Source organism: Lentzea jiangxiensis (assembly GCF_900104175.1).
GTDB classification, from domain to species: domain Bacteria; phylum Actinomycetota; class Actinomycetes; order Mycobacteriales; family Pseudonocardiaceae; genus Lentzea; species Lentzea jiangxiensis.
Map to the genome: position 1 here is coordinate 88,857 of NZ_FNIX01000009.1, position 17,150 is coordinate 106,006.

20 protein-coding genes are annotated in these 17,150 nt (G+C 70.9%); 11 read left to right on the top strand and 9 right to left on the bottom strand.

Translation table 11 applies throughout. The features are described 5' to 3' along the window. Nucleotides 1-196 precede the first annotated feature (196 nt). Both BLQ91_RS23190 and BLQ91_RS23195 read left to right on the top strand, forming a co-directional pair. The gene (locus BLQ91_RS23190; protein ID WP_090099725.1) at nt 197-994 is read left to right on the top strand and encodes a PaaX family transcriptional regulator; all 798 of its coding nucleotides are present in this window, start codon (nt 197-199) and stop codon (nt 992-994) included. 10 nt (nt 995-1,004) lie between these two features. Then, the gene (locus tag BLQ91_RS23195) at nt 1,005-1,790 is read left to right on the top strand and encodes an enoyl-CoA hydratase-related protein (RefSeq protein ID WP_090099726.1); all 786 of its coding nucleotides are present in this window, start codon (nt 1,005-1,007) and stop codon (nt 1,788-1,790) included. Here BLQ91_RS23195 and BLQ91_RS23200 read toward each other — a convergent pair. From BLQ91_RS23200 to BLQ91_RS23215, 4 genes are read right to left on the bottom strand one after another with little or no spacing between them, the layout of a single operon-like run. After that, entirely contained in the window at nt 1,777-2,358 is a 582-nt protein-coding gene (locus BLQ91_RS23200) for a DNA-3-methyladenine glycosylase I (protein ID WP_281199642.1), read from the bottom strand. The genes BLQ91_RS23195 and BLQ91_RS23200 overlap by 14 nt on opposite strands. Next, nucleotides 2,342-2,650 (bottom strand): DivIVA domain-containing protein, encoded by a 309-nt coding sequence (locus BLQ91_RS23205; protein WP_090099728.1) that lies wholly within the window; start codon nt 2,648-2,650, stop codon nt 2,342-2,344. Before BLQ91_RS23205 ends, BLQ91_RS23200 begins: the two co-directional genes overlap by 17 nt. Then, entirely contained in the window at nt 2,647-3,339 is a 693-nt protein-coding gene (locus tag BLQ91_RS23210; RefSeq protein WP_143022776.1) for a permease prefix domain 1-containing protein, read from the bottom strand. Before BLQ91_RS23210 ends, BLQ91_RS23205 begins: the two co-directional genes overlap by 4 nt. Further along, nucleotides 3,324-3,659 carry a PadR family transcriptional regulator gene (locus tag BLQ91_RS23215; protein WP_090099732.1) on the bottom strand — a complete coding sequence of 112 codons (336 nt, stop codon included), beginning with the start codon at nt 3,657-3,659 and terminating at the stop codon, nt 3,324-3,326. Before BLQ91_RS23215 ends, BLQ91_RS23210 begins: the two co-directional genes overlap by 16 nt. A gap of 130 nt (nt 3,660-3,789) precedes the next feature. On the opposite strand from BLQ91_RS23215, the gene BLQ91_RS23220 reads away from it, so the two are divergent. From BLQ91_RS23220 to BLQ91_RS23235, 4 genes are read left to right on the top strand one after another with little or no spacing between them, the layout of a single operon-like run. Beyond that, nucleotides 3,790-4,950, top strand: a complete 1,161-nt coding sequence (locus BLQ91_RS23220) for a cytochrome ubiquinol oxidase subunit I (RefSeq protein ID WP_090099734.1) — start codon at nt 3,790-3,792, stop codon at nt 4,948-4,950. After that, complete coding sequence (locus BLQ91_RS23225; RefSeq protein WP_090099737.1) at nt 4,950-5,573, top strand: cytochrome d ubiquinol oxidase subunit II; 624 nt, start codon at nt 4,950-4,952, stop codon at nt 5,571-5,573. The genes BLQ91_RS23220 and BLQ91_RS23225 overlap by 1 nt, the downstream gene beginning before the upstream one ends. Further along, nucleotides 5,543-6,892, top strand: a complete 1,350-nt coding sequence (locus BLQ91_RS23230; protein WP_090099739.1) for an ABC transporter ATP-binding protein/permease — start codon at nt 5,543-5,545, stop codon at nt 6,890-6,892. The genes BLQ91_RS23225 and BLQ91_RS23230 overlap by 31 nt, the downstream gene beginning before the upstream one ends. Continuing rightward, nucleotides 6,889-8,190 carry an ATP-binding cassette domain-containing protein gene (locus tag BLQ91_RS23235; protein ID WP_090099741.1) on the top strand — a complete coding sequence of 434 codons (1,302 nt, stop codon included), beginning with the start codon at nt 6,889-6,891 and terminating at the stop codon, nt 8,188-8,190. The genes BLQ91_RS23230 and BLQ91_RS23235 overlap by 4 nt, the downstream gene beginning before the upstream one ends. On the opposite strand, the gene BLQ91_RS23240 is transcribed toward BLQ91_RS23235, so the two are convergent. Next, nucleotides 8,122-9,033, bottom strand: coding sequence for a glucosyl-3-phosphoglycerate synthase (locus BLQ91_RS23240; protein ID WP_090099743.1), 912 nt, complete (start codon nt 9,031-9,033; stop codon nt 8,122-8,124). The genes BLQ91_RS23235 and BLQ91_RS23240 overlap by 69 nt on opposite strands. After that, complete coding sequence (locus tag BLQ91_RS23245) at nt 9,033-9,371, bottom strand: hypothetical protein (protein WP_090099745.1); 339 nt, start codon at nt 9,369-9,371, stop codon at nt 9,033-9,035. The genes BLQ91_RS23240 and BLQ91_RS23245 overlap by 1 nt, the downstream gene beginning before the upstream one ends. Before the next feature lie 117 nt (nt 9,372-9,488). Between BLQ91_RS23245 and BLQ91_RS23250 the strand changes: the two genes are divergently transcribed. Both BLQ91_RS23250 and BLQ91_RS23255 read left to right on the top strand, forming a co-directional pair. Beyond that, nucleotides 9,489-10,991, top strand: coding sequence for a CocE/NonD family hydrolase (locus BLQ91_RS23250; RefSeq protein ID WP_090099746.1), 1,503 nt, complete (start codon nt 9,489-9,491; stop codon nt 10,989-10,991). Between the two features lie 10 nt (nt 10,992-11,001). Next, on the top strand, nt 11,002-12,054 hold the full coding sequence (locus BLQ91_RS23255) for a winged helix DNA-binding domain-containing protein (RefSeq protein ID WP_176959913.1): 1,053 nt from the start codon (nt 11,002-11,004) through the stop codon (nt 12,052-12,054). Here BLQ91_RS23255 and BLQ91_RS23260 read toward each other — a convergent pair. The 3 genes from BLQ91_RS23260 to dapE form a co-directional block, all read right to left on the bottom strand. Next, entirely contained in the window at nt 11,989-12,558 is a 570-nt protein-coding gene (locus BLQ91_RS23260) for an LOG family protein (RefSeq protein WP_090099750.1), read from the bottom strand. The genes BLQ91_RS23255 and BLQ91_RS23260 overlap by 66 nt on opposite strands. 229 nt (nt 12,559-12,787) lie before the next feature. Then, nucleotides 12,788-13,564, bottom strand: a complete 777-nt coding sequence (locus tag BLQ91_RS23265; protein WP_090099751.1) for an LOG family protein — start codon at nt 13,562-13,564, stop codon at nt 12,788-12,790. 17 nt (nt 13,565-13,581) lie between these two features. Next, a complete protein-coding gene (gene dapE, locus BLQ91_RS23270; protein WP_090100018.1) occupies nt 13,582-14,649 on the bottom strand; it encodes a succinyl-diaminopimelate desuccinylase in 1,068 nt (355 codons plus the stop codon). Between the two features lie 60 nt (nt 14,650-14,709). Here dapE and BLQ91_RS23275 point away from each other — a divergent pair, with 60 nt between their 5' ends. The 3 genes from BLQ91_RS23275 (at nt 14,710) to BLQ91_RS23285 (ending at nt 17,148) form a co-directional block, all read left to right on the top strand. Beyond that, nucleotides 14,710-15,123, top strand: coding sequence for a hypothetical protein (locus BLQ91_RS23275; RefSeq protein ID WP_143022777.1), 414 nt, complete (start codon nt 14,710-14,712; stop codon nt 15,121-15,123). A gap of 74 nt (nt 15,124-15,197) precedes the next feature. Continuing rightward, entirely contained in the window at nt 15,198-16,154 is a 957-nt protein-coding gene (dapD, locus tag BLQ91_RS23280; RefSeq protein WP_245733760.1) for a 2,3,4,5-tetrahydropyridine-2,6-dicarboxylate N-succinyltransferase, read from the top strand. Nucleotides 16,155-16,242: 88 nt separating this feature from the next. Continuing rightward, complete coding sequence (locus tag BLQ91_RS23285; protein ID WP_143022778.1) at nt 16,243-17,148, top strand: hypothetical protein; 906 nt, start codon at nt 16,243-16,245, stop codon at nt 17,146-17,148. Nucleotides 17,149-17,150: the final 2 nt, after the last annotated feature.

Consider the following 17,150-nt stretch of genomic DNA (forward strand, 5'->3'; position numbering starts at 1 on the left):
CGTCAACATCTTCCCCGTCCGGCCAGGCCGGATCTGCTCCATTCTCCCCTATCGCGACTCAGGGACGAAACCGAACCGATCTTTTGGCGAGTCCCGGTCACATTTGTCGATCTTGACTTGTCGCTGTTCACCGCGCGTTTTCACGACAAGGCAACACTTTCGGCACGGCTGGGCGCGGCGTGACAGACTGGGCCGGGTGCGAGCCCGTTCCGCGCTCTTCGACGTCTACGGTGGCCACCTGCGCGAACGCGGTGGCGCCGCCACCATCGCCGCGCTCGTCCGGTTGCTCGAACCCCTCGGCTTCGCCGCGCCGGCCGTCCGCACGGCCGTCTCCCGCACCGTCCGGCAGGGCTGGTTGCAGCCCGCGCGGCTCCCCGACGGGCCCGGATACGCGATGACACCTCGCGGGGAACGACGGCTGGACGAGGCCGCCGCCCGCATCTACCGCACCCGGCCGTCCACCTGGGACGGTCGCTGGCACGTCGTCGTGCTGGAGGAGCTGCCCGGCCGCGACTCGCGCGACCACCTGGCGTCGGAACTGCAGCTGCTCGGCTACGGCGCCCTCGGACCTGTGACGTGGATCGCGCCCCGGCCCTCCCCGGAGCTCGCCGACGTGCTGGCGGCCGAGGAGGTCGCCGCACGAACTTTTCACGGTTCACACGACGGCGAGAACGCGGAGCTCGCCGCGAAGGCCTGGGACCTGGCCGAGCTGGGCCGCGACTACGCCGCGTTCGTCGCCCACTGGGGCGCTCAGGTGTCCGTTGTGGACGAAACGGACGACGCGGCGGCGTTCGCGGCGTCACAGCAGCTGTTGCACGCGTGGCGCAAGTTCCTGTTCCGCGATCCCGGTCTTCCTGCTGAACTGTTGCCACCGGACTGGCCGGGCCACGCGGCAGCGTCGTTCTTCGACGAACAGACGCTGCGGCTGGCGCCGGGCACGAGCCGCTTCGTCGACGAGTGCCTGCGGCCGGTGCGCAACGTTTCCACAGCTTGATGGAGGTCCAGTGTCCGAGCTCCTCGTCGAAGACGCCGATGGTGTGCGCACGCTCACGTTCAACCGCCCGGAGTCGTTCAACGCCTTCACCGTCTCGCTGAAGGAGGCGTTCCTCGCCGAGCTGAAGGCGGCGGCGGCCGACGCGTCGGTGCGCGCGGTGGTGATCACGGGTGCGGGCAGGGCGTTCTGCGCGGGTCAGGACCTCAAGGAGCACATCGGGTTGCTGCAGGCCGGTGACCCCGCGCCGCTGCACACCGTCGAGAAGCACTACAACCCGATCGTGCGCGAGCTGATCGCGATGCCGAAGCCGGTGATCGCCGCGGTCAACGGCAGCGCGGCGGGTGCGGGCGCGTCCTTCGCCTACGCCGCCGACCTGCGCATCGCGGGCACGTCGGCGAAGTTCCTGATGGCCTTCGCGAACGTGGGCCTGACCGCGGACTCGGGCGCCTCCTACACGCTGCCGAGGCTGATCGGCCACGGCCGCGCGATGGAGATGATGCTGCTCGCGCAGCCCGTCGGCGCCGAGGAGGCGTTGCGGATCGGCATGGTCAACCAGGTCGTGCCGGACGACGAGCTGCTGCCCACCGCGCAGGCGCTGGCCGCCCGGCTGGCGGCGGGCCCGACGACGGCCTACGCGAAGATCAAGGAAGCGCTGGCCGCGGCGGCGGACGGGACGCTGGAGGACGCGCTGGAGGCGGAGCGCCGCACCCAGGCCGACTGCGGCGCCACCGAGGACCACCGCGAGGCGGTGGACGCGTTCGTGAACAAGCGCGCCCCGAGGTTCACCGGGCGCTAGCGCGGAAGCAGGTCGCTATGTGGTCGTCCACCATCCCGGTGGCCTGCATCAGCGCGTAGCACGTGGTGGGGCCGAGGAACTTGAAGCCGCGCTTCTTCAGCTCCTTGGCCATCGCCTTCGACTCGTCCGTGATCGCCGGCACGTCCATGATCGTCGCAGGGCGCACGTGGCCGGCGGGGGCGAACGACCACAGCAGCGCGTCGAGGTCCACGTCCTGCTCGACGATCACGCGGGCGTTGTGGATCGCGGCGTCGATCTTCATCCGGTTCCGGACGATGCCCGCGTCGGACATCAGCCGTTCCACGTCGGCCGGCCCGAACGCGGCCACCAGCTCCGGGTCGAAGCCGCCGAACGCCGCGCGGAACGCCGGGCGCTTGCGCAGGATCGTGATCCACGACAGCCCGGACTGGAACGCCTCCAGCGACATGCGTTCGTAGAGCTCCGGGGTGCCGTGCAGCTCCACGCCCCACTCGGTGTCGTGGTAGGCGGCGTAGTCCGGGGCCGAGTCGCCCCACGGGCAGCGGACGAGCACCTGCTCCCCGGCGGCCCGCTCAAGCCGGGTGGTCACTGCTCTCCCTGTCCTCGAGCTCCGCGACGCGCGCCCGCAGCGTCTCGACCTCGGCCGAGAGCCGCTGCAGGACCCAGTCGACCTCGCTCATCTTGTAGCCGCGGAAGACCTGCTGGAACTTCAGCTCGCGGACGTCCTGCGCGGTGATGTCGTCGGCGGGCAGCCGCGTGGGCGACGCACCGGGTGGCAGCGGCGCGAGCTCCTCGCCGCGCCCGAACACCAACGCCGCGAGCAGGAACACCACTGCCGCGACGGCCACCAGCACGATCAGGTAGATCAGGGCGTTGGTCACGCGACGATCGTGGCACAGCTCAGGCAGCGGCGAGCGAGCAGACCGAGCCGGACGATCACGGTCCACGTGACGAGGCTCGCGACGCTCATCGGCAACGACTGCACCAGCCGCGCCACGTCGAGGTGCGCGGTGGCGACGATGATCGAGAGGTTGCCGAGCAGCACCGCGCCGACGGCCGTGAGCGCGACACCGGCGCCGAGCCTGGCGAGCAGCTTCGCGTCGCACCTGCGCGCCAGGAGCCGGCCGAGGATTAGCGTCACCAGCGCCACCCCGGACGCGATGCCACTGGTCAGGTCGTTGGCCTTGGCGATGAACAGGTACCAGGCGGGCGGCATCGAGCCGAAGTCCTGCCACGGCCCGACGAGCAGCAACCGGCCGTACTCCCACGCCATGTGCATCAACGGCAGCACGATCGCGAGCCAGATGAGCGTGCGCGTGCCGTAGGCGACGGCGAGCTCGGCCTGGTACTCGTTCGCGATCTCGCGCACGGGGCCGAACTCCTCGACCGCGCGTTGCCGGGCCTCTTCTTCCGCGAGGCCGCGGCCGAGGTGCGCCTCGGAGGCGTCGGTGAGGCTGTCGCGGGTTTCGGTGAGCAGGTCGCGGACCTGCTTCCGCGAGCCCTGCAACCGCGCCCCGAGCTCGGCGACGTACCGCTCGATCGGATCGGTTTCCCTCACTGCTGCGCCCACTTCCCCCCTCCCAGCACCCCGTCGATGACCGTCGTGAACTCGCGCCACGCGCTGCGCTCGGCGTTCAGGGCGCGTTGCCCCGCCTGCGTGAGCCGGTAGGTGCGGCGCTTGCGCCCGCCGACCGTGCTCCAGTCGCTGACGACGTGGCCCGCCCGCTCCAGCCTGCGCAACGCCGGGTAGACCGTGCCCGTCGGGAGGTCGAGCGCACCCCCGCTGCCCTGCTGCAACGCCTCGATGATCGCGTAGCCGTGCAGCTGCCTGCCGTCGAGCGTGGCCAGCAGCAACGCGTCGAGGTGGCCGCGTAGCGCGTCGGGCTTCATGGGGCGACTCTACTGAGCCGGGCTCTGGGAGTGGTCCCTGAAATCCTCGGTCAGGGTCTGCCCTGAGATCCCCCTGAGATGCGCTTTCCGGGCTTAATAAGTAGCCGCGCTACGCATACCGTCGCTCCCCATGAACGCAGTAGACCTCGCCCGGCTCCAGTTCGCGCTGACGACGTCGTTCCACTTCCTGTTCGTGTTGCTCACGCTGGGCCTGGTCACGCTGCTCGTGGTCATGCAGACGAGGTTCACGATCACCGGCGCGCCCGTGCACGAGCGGATGACGCGGTTCTGGGGCCGGATCTACGTGATCAACTACGCGCTGGGGATCGTCACCGGGATCGTGATGGAGTTCCAGTTCGGCCTGAACTGGTCGGGCCTCGCGACCTACGCCGGCGACGTGTTCGGGGCGCCGCTCGCGCTGGAGACGCTGATCGCGTTCTTCCTGGAGTCGACGTTCCTCGGACTGTGGATCTTCGGCTGGGGCAAGCTCCACCGCTGGCTGCACCTGGCGCTGCTCTACCTGACGGCGCTGACGGCGTTCGCCTCGGCGTTCTGGATCATGGCGGCGAACGGGTTCCTGCAGCACCCCGTCGGCTACCGGGTCGACGGGAACGTGCTGCGGCTGGACGACTTCGGCGCCCTGCTGACCAACCCCGCGTTCACCTCCGCCCTGGTGCACGTCGTCTTCGCGGCGATCACCGCGGGCGGCGTGTTCCTGACCGGTGTCTCGGCGTACCACTTCATCAAGCGGACGCCCGAGGCCGACTTCTTCCGGCGCTCGCTGCGGATGGGCGTGGTCACCACGGCCCTGGCCACGCCGGCGCTGATCGGTGCCGGCTTCGCCCAGTTCCCGGTGATCGAGCGGTACCAGCCCGGCAAGAGCGACGCGGCGCAGTGGATCGGGGCGCCGCTCGGGTTCATGATCCTGATCGGGATGGGGCTGACGCTGATCAGCTGGCTCACGCTGCCGCTGCTGATCAGGGACGCCGTGATCAGGATGCGCTTTCCCCTGTACCTCATGGTGATCGGCATCCCCTTCCCGTTCGCGGCGGCCGTCTTCGGGTGGATGTTCCGGGAGATCGGCCGTCAGCCCTGGCTGGTCTACGGCCTGTTGCGCACCGAAGACGCGGTGTCGCATGTGGACGCCTCGCAGATCCTGTTGTCGCTCGTCGTGTTCACGACCCTGTTCGTGCTGCTGGCCTGTGTGGACTGGGCGTTGATCGCACGTGCGGTCCGCCGCGGTCCGGACGTGGCGCCGGCTCCTGTCTCGCCGCTGGTGGTGACGCTCTGATGGAAGCCCTCTGGTTGACGGTGCTCGGTGTCCTCACGGCCGGGTACTTCGCGCTGGCCGGTTTCGACTACGGCACAGGCCTTCTCCTGCCGTTCCGCCGGCGCGAGGTCGCCCTGCGCCGGATGAACCCGTTCTTCCTGGGCAACGAGGTGTGGCTGGTCGCGGCGGTCGGGGTGCTGTTCGCGGCCTTCCCCCGCCTGGAGGGAGAACTGCTCTCCGGCGCGCACAGCACGTTCACGCTGGTCCTGGCCGGGCTGGTGCTGTTCATGGCGGCCGTGCAGCTGCGGCTGTGGTGGTGGCTGGTGTTCACCGGTGCGCTCATGGTGTCCGCGGGCTGGGGGTTGTTCCTGGCCCACCTGCTGGAGGCGCCCTGGCCCGTCGCACTCGTGATGCCGGTGCTGTTCGCGGTGCACGGCTGGGTGTTCCAGGCCCGGCTGTGGAAGGTGTTCCCGGTGACCGCGGCGCTGTGCGCGGCGCCGATCCCGCTCGCGTTCAGCTCGGTCGACGTCACCGGGCTCATGGCGCACCCCGACACGCTCGGCCTGCTCGCGTGGGTCGCGATCCCGGTCATCCCGCTGGTGGTGGTGTTGCAGTGGTCGATCGTCGCCCTCTCCTCGCGCTGATCCCGATCCCGTTCCTGGTGCTCGCGCAGGCCGAGCTCCTGGCGTCCGTGCTGAGCGGTGGCACCGGTCTTCTCCTGCTGTGCCTCGTGATCGGCCTGCGGGTGCTGGTGTGGTGGGGGCACCGCGAGTGGGCGCACCGGGCCGCCGAACGCACTCGCGTCCGCCTGCGGGAGGCGTTCCTGCGCTCGCCGGGGACCAAGGCCGGCGAGGTCGCCACGCTGGTGACGCGCGGCGTGCACGACGTGACGCCGTACGTCGTCGGGTACCTGCCGATGCGGGTCCTGGCCGTCGCCGTGCCGCTCGCCGTGGTGGTCCGGCTGGCGTTCGCCGACCTCACGGCGGCGCTGACGATCCTCGCCACGCTGCCGTTGATCCCGGTCTTCGGTGCGCTGGTCGGCGCCCACACCCGTGAACGGACCGCCCGCCAGTGGGAGGCGCTGGCCACCCTCGGCGGCCACTTCCTCGACGTCGTCAGGGGAATCGGCACGCTGCGGGCGTTCGGGCGGGCCGGGGCGCAGTCCGAGGTGGTCCGCGGGCTCGCCGCGCGACACCGGGCGGAGACCATGTCGGCGCTCCGGGTCGCCTTCCTGTCGGCGTTCGTGCTGGAGCTCGTGGCCACGATGTCGGTGGCGCTCGTCGCGGTGCCGGTGGGGCTCAGGCTCCTCGGCGGCGGAGTGCCGCTGCACACCGCGTTGCTCGTGCTCCTCCTCGCCCCGGAGGCGTTCCTGCCGTTGCGGGCGGCCGGTGCCCAGTACCACGCGAGCGCCCAGGGCCGGGAGGTGCTCGCGAAGGTCCCGGCGCTCGCCGAGTCCCGCGGCCAGGCGCCGCCGGACCTCGCGAGCTCGGAGATCGTGTTCGACGACGTGAGCGTCCGCAGCCTTAGGAACTTTTCGCTGCGCATCCGGCCCGGCGAACGGATCGCGCTCGTCGGCCCGAGCGGCGCGGGCAAGAGCACGGTTCTCGGGCTGCTGCTGGGTTTCGTGCGTCCCGACAGCGGCCGCGTGCTCGTCGGTGGCGTCGACCTGCGGGAGATCGATCAGCGGAGGTGGCTGGAAGCGCTGTCGTGGGTGCCGCAACGCCCCACGCTCGTCCCGGCGGCGCTTTCGTCCGGTGAGCAGCAGCGGGTCGCGCTCTCCAACGCCCTGGACCGGAGCGGAGCCGGTCTGTTCCTGCTCGACGAGCCGACCGCGCACCTCGACGCGGAGACGGAGTCCCTGGTGCTCGCGGCGGCCCGCGAGTTCATCCGAGGCCGGACGGCCGTGGTCGTCGCGCACCGGCCGGCACTGCTGGAGGAGGTCGACAGGGTGGTCCGGACATGAGACTCGCGATCTTGGTCGGCGTCCTCGCCGAACTGGCCGGCGTCGGCCTCACCGCCACGGCGACGTGGCTCGTCATGCGCGCCGCCGAGCACCCGCCGATGGCGGCGCTCACCGTGGCGGTCGTCGCGGTCCGCACGCTCGCGCTCGCCAAAGGCGCGCTGCGCTACCTCGAACGCCTCACCAGCCACGGGGCGGTGCTCGGCGAGGCCGTGGAGCTGCGCGGCAAGGTCTACGACGACCTCGTGCACCGCCGGCACGTCCCGTCCGCCACGGCGCTGACCCGCATCGTCACCAACGTCGACCAGCACCTCGACACGAAGCTGCGCACCACCCTGCCGTGGATCACCGCGGCCGTGGTGAGCGCCGTGGTCGCCGCCGCCTCGGGCTTCTCGCTGCCGCTGCTCGCCGGCCTGACGATCAACCTCGCACTCCTCCCGTGGCTCGCGGTCCGTGAGCCACGGGACCTCACCCCGGTGCGCGCCAAGCTGACCGAACAGACCACGGAACTGGTGCACAGCAGGGAAGAACTCATCGCCTACGGCCTTTTCGACGACAAGCTCCGCGCGGCCGCCGAGACCGCCAGGACGTTGTCCCGCGGGGAACGCACGCGCGACCTGACGCCGTTGGCGATCGGCGTCCAGTTCGCCGCCGCGCTGCTGATGCTCCACCAGCACGAGCCCGCCTGGCTGGTCATGGCCGCCATCGCGACGTTCGAGATCACCGTGCCGCTGGCGGCGATGTCCAGGCCGGTCCCGGAACCGGCGGACGAACCCGAGCCGGTCCACGTGCCCGAAGCCCCGGTCCCCACCGGCAGGACGGCGATCGTCGGCCCGAGCGGTTCCGGGAAGACCACGCTGCTCAACGCCCTCGCGCACCGGCTCGAACCGAGCAAGGGCGCGCTGGCCGACGCGCACGTCTTCCACACCACGGTCCGCACGAACGTCCTGCTCGCCCGACCCGGTGCCACGCAGGAGGAGCTCGACAGGGCCGCGGCGATCACCGAGCTCGACCTCGACTGGGACCGGGTCGTCGGCGAGCGCGGTGAGGAGATCTCCGGCGGCCAGCGCCAGCGGCTCGTGCTGACGAGGTCGGTGCTGGCGCACCCCGAGGTCCTGCTCCTCGACGAACCCACCGAGGGACTGGACCCGGAGCAGGCCGACCGCGTGCTGGGCGGGGTGCTGGACCACTGCCGCGGCACGGCCCTGGTCGTGACGCACCGGGAGGAGCAGCTAGCGCTCTTCGACCACGTGCACCATCGGCGGCCGGTCGGCCACGAGCACGTCGGCGGAGTCGGGTAGCCACTCGCCGCCGACCTGCACGAACTGCGTGAGCGGCCCGGAGCCGGCCTCGACCCCGCACCGGGCCAGCGCCGTTCCCATGATCTGCGCCGACATCGCGCCGAGCTGCAGCAGCGACCGGTTGCGGTGCTTGCGCACGCCGAGGTTCACCTGGGCCAGCGCGGAGAGCCCGTGCAGCCGGTGGACGTCGAGCAGGAGCCCGATCTCCACTCCGTACCCGGCCGCGAACGGGACGGACTCCAGGAAGGACCGGGTGGCCGCGTACTCACCGCCGAGCGGTTGCACCACACCGGAGAGCTCGGGCCTCAGCGCGTTCAGCAACGGCCGCGCGACCAGTTCGGTGACGCGCCCGCCGCCGCTGCTCTCCAGCCGCAGGGGCCGCCGGTAGAACCCCTTCACGAGGTGCACGCCGGAGTCGAGCAGCAGCGGCCCGAGCAACGCCGTGACGAACGCCGTCTCCGGGTCCACCAGGTCGGAGTCGAGGAACACGACCAGGTCCCCGGACGTCGCCGCCAGCGACCGCCACAGGACCTCGCCCTTGCCCGGCAACGGCGCAAGCCACGGCACGACGTCCTCGCGCAGCACGACTCGCGCCCCGGCGGCGGAGGCGACCTCGACGGTCCGGTCGGTCGAGCCGGAGTCCACCACGACGAGCTCGTCGACGAGGGTCCCGAGCAACGGCCGGACCACGGCGACGACGTCGCCGACGGTCTCCTCCTCGTTCAGCGCGGGCAGCACCACGGACACGGTCCGGCCGCGCTTGAGCGCCACGAGCTCGTCGGCCGACCAGGACGGCTGCTGCCAGGTGTGCGAGGCGAACCACGCTTCGGCGGAGGGCAGCATCAGGCGAGCGCCCGCATCGCCCGCGCCGGCGGCTTGGTCCCCGCCACGCTCGCCACCATCTCCACGACCTTCCTCGCCTGCCGCACGTCGATCGCGGCGATGGCGCGTGCTCCGGACATCGCGGCCACTGTCGCAGCCGCCAGCGTCTGGTCCTCGTCCCCCGCCGGGATCGTCACCACGTCCAACGTCCCGGTGAGCGACGGCAGTTCCAGCTCGCCGTCGAACTCGATCACATCGGCACCGTCCGCGACGGCCTGGGCGAGGGCGTCCGCGCTGCTCAGACGCGCAACGACCAGTACGCGGTCCTCGGGCAGCTCGGTGACGCGGAATCGGTTCACACCACCCAGCGTAAACAGTGACCTGACTCACAGGGTCTTGCTACTCGCGAGTAGCAACCTGCTTTACTCCCGAGCGGCAACCCTGCGTGATCTACGTCATGGTCAAGGAGGACCAGCGTGCGACGATCACTTGTTCTGATCTCGGTACTCCTCACCACCCTGCTCGGTGCTCCTGCCGCGCTTGCGGTCGTCCCCGGACACCAGATCACCTACAAGTCCATCCCCGGCGTCGGCGGCACCGCCTTGAAAGCCCTCGTCGTCGAGCCCACCGGCCGGGGCGGCGGACCGTTCCCGCTGCTCGTCATGCCGTCCAGCTGGGCGGTCCCCAACATCGAGTACGTCGGCGCGGCGGCGAAGCTCGCCAAGGAGTCCGGCTACGTCGTCGTGAGCTACACCAGCCGCGGCTTCTGGGACTCCGGCGGTCAGATCGACGTCGCCGGCCCCGAGACCGTCGGTGACGTCAGCAAGGTCATCGACTGGGCCATCGCGAACGCCAGGGCCGACGCCTCCAAGGTCGGCGCGGCCGGGATCTCCTACGGCGCCGGGCAGTCCCTGCTGGCGGCGGCGAACGACAAGCGCATCAAGGCCGCCGCGGCGCTGAGCACGTGGACCGACCTGGCCCGCTCGCTCTACCCGAACAGCACCGTGAACAAGCAGGCCGTCGAGGTCCTGCTCGCGGCGGGCAAGGCCACCGGGCGTCCCGGTCCCGTCCTCGTGGAGGCCGAGGACGCCTACCGCGACGGCCGGTTCTGGGAGGTCGTGCCGATCTCCGCGGACCGTTCCGCCGCCACCGCCACGAAGATCGCGCAGATCAACGCCAACGGCACCGCGGTCATGCTCGGCAACGCCTGGAACGACGGCATGTTCGCGCCCGGCCAGATCGCGGACTTCTACGGCGGACTGACCGGCCCGAAGCGGCTCATGCTCTCGCCGGGCGACCACGCCACCGCCGAGCTGTTCGGCGCGGCCGGGTTGCCCAACGAGATCTGGGAGTCGGTCGGCCGCTGGTTCGACCGCTACGTCAAGGGCACGGCCAACGGCATCGACGCCGAGCAGCCCGTCCGCCTCAAGCCGAACAACGGCGGCGCGTGGCGGACGTTCAGCAGCTGGCCGAACGCCAACGCCGACACGGTGCAGCTCGACGGCAGGACGATCCACGCCGGGTGGGGCACGGTGGCCGACAGCGGCACGATCCTGCTCTCCGGTGCGCTGCAAGGGTTCCTGAACATCCCGACCGGGGTGTCGCTGCCGTTCGTCGACCGCACCGTCGCCGGCGTGTGGAGCGGACCGCAGTACTGGAACGGCGCGACGCTCGCCGGAACGCCGAAGCTCAAGCTGACCGTGACGCCGAGCGCGGAGACGACGACGTTGTTCGCGTACCTGTACGAGGTCGGTCCGCTCGGCCTGGGCGCGCTGATCACGCACAAGCCGGTGAAGCTGACCGGCGCGGGCCGCACCCGGACGCTCGACGTGGAGCTGGAGCCGACGGTGTGGAACGTCGGCGCGGGCAACCGGATCGCACTGGTGATCGACACGGTCGACCCGCGTTACCTCACGGAATCGACACGTGGCTCAACCGTCACCTTCGGACCGTCGAGCCTCACCGTGCCGAAGGCGTAAGAATGTCCGGGTGGACCTCACCCGGCAACAGGTGCTCTTCCACCGGATCCATCAGCACGAACTGGACCGGCGGACCTCCGGCGCGGCCGAGCTGGCGGTGTTCTCCCTGGGAGTCCAGGACAACACCTCCGGCTCGGCCCTGCTGAGCCTCGCCGCCAGGCTGCACGAACCCTCGGTCGAGGACTTCACGCTGACCTGGTCCGTGCGCGGCGCACCACACCTGCACCGCCCGGGAGAGCTGAAGGCGTTCGCCCGGGCCCTGTGGCCCTGGAGCGACGCCGACGCGAGAGCACGCGCCTCCCGCCCGAAGGTCGACGACCTGCTGGACGCGCTGCGGCACATCGCGACGGCCATGCGGTCGATCGTCACGAAGCCGATGACCAAGGGCGACGTGAGCGCGGCCCTGACCCCGTTGGCCCCCAGGCAGACGATCGAGGCCTGCCGGGGCTGCGGCACCGAGCACGTCAGCGACCCGATCTTCCGCCTGGGCGCGCTCCCCGCGGGCCTGAGGATCATCCCCGAAGAGAAGACCGTGACGTTCGAGCGCGTCCACGGCTGGCCGGGCGTCCCCCGCAGGACCGCGGGCTTCGACGAGCTGGTCCACCGCTACCTGACCCTGCACGGCCCGGCCGGACCGTCCGAAGTGGCCGGTTACTTCGGCACGACCACCCGTGAGGTGAAGAAGCGCTGGCCGGGGGAAGGCCTCGTCGAGGTGACCGTGGAGGGCCACCCGGCGTGGCTGCCGGAAGGCCTGGAGATCGCCGACGCCGCCCCACCGCCCGTCCGCCTGCTCCCCCCGACCGACCCGTACCTGCAAGCACGCGACCGGGACCTGCTGCTCCCGGACAAGGCGGCGCAGAAGGACGTCTTCCGCGTCCTCGGCCGCCGGGGCGCGATCCTCGTGGACGGCGAGATAGCGGGCTCCTGGCAGGGCAGGGTGGTTTCCGGAAAGCGCTTCGAGGTGACCGCCACCCCGTACCGCCCGCTGCCGGACCTCCTACCGGAGACCGAACTCCTCGCCCGCGCCAAGGGTCTGGACGACGCAAGCGTCAAGAGCGGCTGACACGTCGTCCGTGACGACCAGCGACTCCAGCGCGGCGTGCGAGACGAAACCCTTGTCCCGCAACTCGGTCAGCCACTCGACGAGCCCCTTGTAGTGGTTGTCGACGTCGAGCAGCACCACGGGCTTGTCGTGCATGCCGAGCACCCCGGCGGTCCACACCTCGAAGAACTCCTCGGCGGTCCCGATGCCACCCGGCAACGTCAGGAACGCGTCCGCCTTGTCGTCCATCATCTTCTTGCGCTCGCGCATCGTTTCGACGACGTGCAGCTCCGTCGACTCGCGGTCGGCGATCTCCCGAGTCGCGAGCCCCCGGGGAATCACGCCGTAGGTGTGCGCACCACCGGCACGCGCCTCCCGCGCCACGGCACCCATCATCGACGTCTGCCCACCACCCCACACGAGGTGCCAGCCCCGCTCGGCGATCTGCCGCCCGACCTCGGCGGCGAGGTCGACGTAGCTCTGGGGGACGGTGGCGAGGCTTCCGCAATACACAGCGACGTACATCGGTCCGAGGTACCACTTTCACCACTCGAAGGAATGCGACCAGCGCCCCACTGTCGCACGACGTCCGGCCGCCGCGGAGCCGGCACCGGCGATCGGGGCTTTGGCTCGAGGGGCAGGATGCTTCCCCCACAGGCCTTTCCTGCCGTCCCGGCATCCCGCCACGGGCTCGAGGTCAAGCCCCGGTCGCCATCCCGGCGCTTCGACCCGACCCGCGCCGGATCAGCCGGACTCAGTGCGCGTCGGCCCAGGCCTGATGCGCTTCCTTGACCACCCGAACCGCGTCCTCGATGTCGTCGGTCAGGTGCAGCAGGGCGAGGTCCTTCTCCCCCACCTTGCCGCCCTCCAGCACCGAGCTCTTGATCCAGTCGTAGAGCCCCTGCCAGTAGTGCGTTCCGAACAGCACCACCGGGAACTTGGTGACCTTCTTCGTCTGCACCAGCGTCAGGGCCTCGAACAGCTCGTCGAGCGTCCCGAACCCACCGGGCAGGCAGATGAAGGCCTGCGAGTACTTGATGAACATCGTCTTGCGGACGAAGAAGTACCGGAAGTTCACCCCGAGGTCGACCCAAGGGTTCAGCCCCTGCTCGAACGGCAACTCGATCCCGAGCCCGACCGAGAACCCGCCGGCCTCCGAGCACCCGCGGTTGACGGCCTCCATCGCACCGGGCCCACCACCGGTGATGACGGCGAAGCCGGCCTGGGCCAGCGCCGCACCGAGGTCGCGCCCGGTCCGGTACTCCGGGTGGTCACGCCCGGTCCGGGCCGACCCGAACACGGTCACCGCGCTCGGCACCTCGGCGAGCGCGCCGAAGCCCTCGACGAACTCGGCCTGGATCCTCAGCACGCGCCACGGGTCGGTGTGCACCCAGTCCGTGTGGCCGCGCGAGTCGAGCAGCCGCTGGTCGGTGGTCGTGAGCTCGTCCCTGTGTCCGCGGCGCAGCACGACCGGGCCGCGCTGCTTCTCCTTCGGGTGCTCGTCCACGACGCCGTTCTTCTCTTCCGTCATCACTGAGATGCTAGTGATCAGTCCAGCAGAAATCGCTTAAGCACGTCGAAACAGCCGGTGATCTGATGGACGGGCACGTTCTCCTCCCGCGTGTGCGCGAGCGTCGGGTCGCCGGGTCCGAAGTTGACCGCGGGCATGCCGAGCGCCGCGAACCGCGCCACGTCCGTCCAGCCGAGCTTGGCGACCGGGGTGCCCCCGGCGGCCGTGACGAGTTCCTGCGCCGCCGGGGCGCCGAGGCCCGGCAGGGCGCCGGCGGCGAAGTCCGTGACGGTGACGTCGAAGCCCTCGAAGACCTCGCGGAGGTGCTGTTCCGCCTGCTCGACCGTGCGGTCGGGCGCGAAGCGGTGGTTGACCGTGAGCACCGCGGCGTCCGGCACGACGTTGCCCGCGACGCCGCCGCTGATCTTCACGGCCTGCAGGCCCTCGTGGTAGCGGCAGCCGTCGATCTCGGGCTGGCGCGGCACGTACTGCTCGAGCCTGCGCAGCGCCTCGCCCATGCCGTGGATGGCGTTGCGGCCCATCCACGCCCTGGCGGTGTGGGCGCGCTTCCCCGACGTGCCGACCTCGATGCGCATCGTGCCCTGGCAACCCGCCTCGACCGTGCCGTTCGACGGTTCGCACACGATCGCCAGGTCGCCCAGCAGCCACTCCGGCAGTTCGCGCTCGATGCGCGTCAGGCCGTTGCGCTCGGCCTCGATCTCCTCGCAGTCGTAGAAGACGAACGTGAGGTCGTGGCGCGCATCAGCGCTGAGGGCCGCGATCGCGAGCATCACCGCGTCGCCGCCCTTCATGTCGACGGTGCCGCAGCCGTGCAGGACGTCGCCCTCGCGGCGGCTCGGGAAGTTGTCGTTGACCGGCACGGTGTCCAGGTGCCCGGCGAGCACGACGCGGCGCTCCCTGCCCGCGTTCGTGCGGGCCAGCACCGAGTTCCCCGATCGAGTGATCTCCAGGTGGGGCGCGTGGAGTGCCAGCGACCGCTCCACGAGGTCCGCGATCTCCGCCTCCTCCCCGGACACGCTGCGCACATCCACGAGCGCGGTCGTCAGGTCGATCGGGTCGGCGAGGAGGTCAAGGGTGTCGGACACGGCGTTCACCCTACCCAGCCCGCTTGGGCGCCGGGCCGTTCAGCCGATACCGTGCGGAACGTGGTCGAACGCACACTCCTGGTCATCGCGCTGCTGCTCACGGCCACCGGCTGCGGCGAAGCCCCGGCGACGTGCGCCCGGCAGTGCGGCGAGATCCACGACCTGTTCACGGCACCGTGCGGCTCCCAGCACAGCGGCACCCCCGCCGAGTGCGCCGAGTGGGTCGGCTCCGTCAGCTCGATGACCCGCAGGCTCGACAGCTCGTTGCGGGGCAAGCGCGTGAAGCCGGCCGTGAGCGAGGTCCTGCCGCGCCTGATGACGTCGGTGGGCGAGTTCGAGGCGCACCGCTGCGGCGAGGTGCGCGTCGACAACATCTCCAGCACCGACGTGCGCCAGTCGAAGTGCAACGAGGCCCTGATCGCCACCCGCGGCGACCTGGGCTCGCTCTACTTCAGCGCCGGGGTTCCCGACTGACCGGTGCCACTTCCGGCTCGTCCGGCACCTCGCCGCGGCCGGCGGAAGTGCTCGGCGGACTAAGCTCGGTACCCGTGAGCACCGCATACGGCATCGGCTTGGCCACTGTGACCCCGGAGGGCACCGTCCTCGACACCTGGTACCCGTCCCCCGCCCTCGGCGAGGCGCCGGAGCTCGACACCGTCCGGGTGTCGTCCGCCGAGATCGCGGAGGCCCTCGGCGAGGCCGCCGCCAAGCTCCTCGGCGAAGACCCCGAGCGCGGCGTCGAGGTCGTCGGCGTCCGGGTGGCGATCGACCTGGAGGCCGCCCCGCGCGACACCTACGACGTCTGGCTGCGCCTGCACCTGCTCAGCCACCGCCTGGTGAAGCCGCACGGCGCGAACCTCGACGGTCTCTTCGGCCTGCTCACCAACGTCGTGTGGACGAACCACGGCCCGTGCGCGGTCGAGGGCTTCGAGCAGACCCGCACCCGACTGCGCGTCCGCGGCCCGGTGACGGTCTACAGCGTCGACAAGTTCCCGCGCATGGTCGACTACGTCGTCCCGTCCGGCGTGCGGATCGGCGACGCGGACCGGGTCCGCCTCGGCGCGCACCTCGCGTCCGGCACCACGGTCATGCACGAGGGCTTCGTCAACTTCAACGCCGGCACGCTCGGCGGCTCGATGGTCGAGGGCCGCATCTCCGGCGGTGTCGTGGTCGGCGACGGCTCGGACGTCGGCGGCGGCGCGTCGATCATGGGCACGCTGTCGGGCGGCGGCAAGCAGGTCATCAGCCTCGGCGAGCGCTGCCTGCTCGGCGCCAACGCCGGTCTGGGCATCTCGCTCGGCGACGACTGCGTGGTCGAGGCGGGCCTCTACATCACCGCCGGCACGAAGGTCACGCTCCCGGACGGCGAGGTCGTCAAGGCCCTGTCGCTGAGCGGGCAGTCGAACCTGCTGTTCATCCGGGACTCCGTCACCGGCACCGTGCTGGTGAAGCCGCGCAAGGGCACCGGCGTCGAACTCAACGCGGCGCTGCACGCGAACGACTGAGCTCCGGGGGAAACTCGGTGTCTGGGGCCCGGTCTGCGCAGGCAGACTGGGCCGCAGCCGCTTTCAGGGCCGTCCCAGGGAGGTGCACGTGCTGAAACAGCGACTCGAGTTGAACGCTCGCGCCGCCATCGAGCGTGCCCTGCAGGGGGCGCAGTCCGAGGACTCGTTCGTGGAGTTCAAGACGCAGTGGCCGGTCGACCACGGCAAGGCCGCACGGCAGATCGCCGCGCTGTGCAACGCCGCCCGCGGGTCCGAGGCCATGTGGATCGTCGGCGTCGACGAGAAGGGCCGCTACGTCAAGGGAGCGCCCGCCGAGGAGCTGTCGAGCTGGTGGCCCAGGGTGGAGAGCCACTTCGACGGCGTCGCACCGGGCCTCACCACGGTCGCGTTCGACTGGGCCAGGAACCGCACGGTCGTCGTCCTCAGCCTGCAGACCGACAACGCGCCGTACGTCTTCGTCACGAAGAAAGAGCCGTACAGCAGGGAGATCCCGTGGCGCTCGGGTGAGCGCACGCGGTCGGCGCGGCGCGGTGAGGTGCTGGAACTGCTGGTGCCCAAGCTGGACATGCCCGGCTGGGAGTTCGTCAGCGCCCGCGCCACGCTGAGCCAGCACTCGCCGACGCTGCGGTTCGAGGGCGACCTCTACCTGGAGACGAACCAGCCGTTGTCGTTGCCGCACCACAGATGCCACTCGTACGCGACGTACGGGCTCGACAGCGAGACGGTCGACCTGGCGTTCAGCTTCCGCACGAACACACGGGACGTGCGCGCTGTCGAAAGAGTCGTCCGCGTCGCCGAGCCGGCCGTCCTCCACGTCAGCGCGGACGCCGACGTGGAACTGGACGCGTTCCAGGACCTGTGGGACCTGCACTGGCACCTCGTGCTCGGCCTGGGCCTGAGCGGCGAGGAGATCAGCACCAGCGTCCGCCTCACGACGGACGCGGTGCCGCCGAACCAGTTCACCCGCAGGGTCTGGTCCGCTCTCAAGCCCTGAGG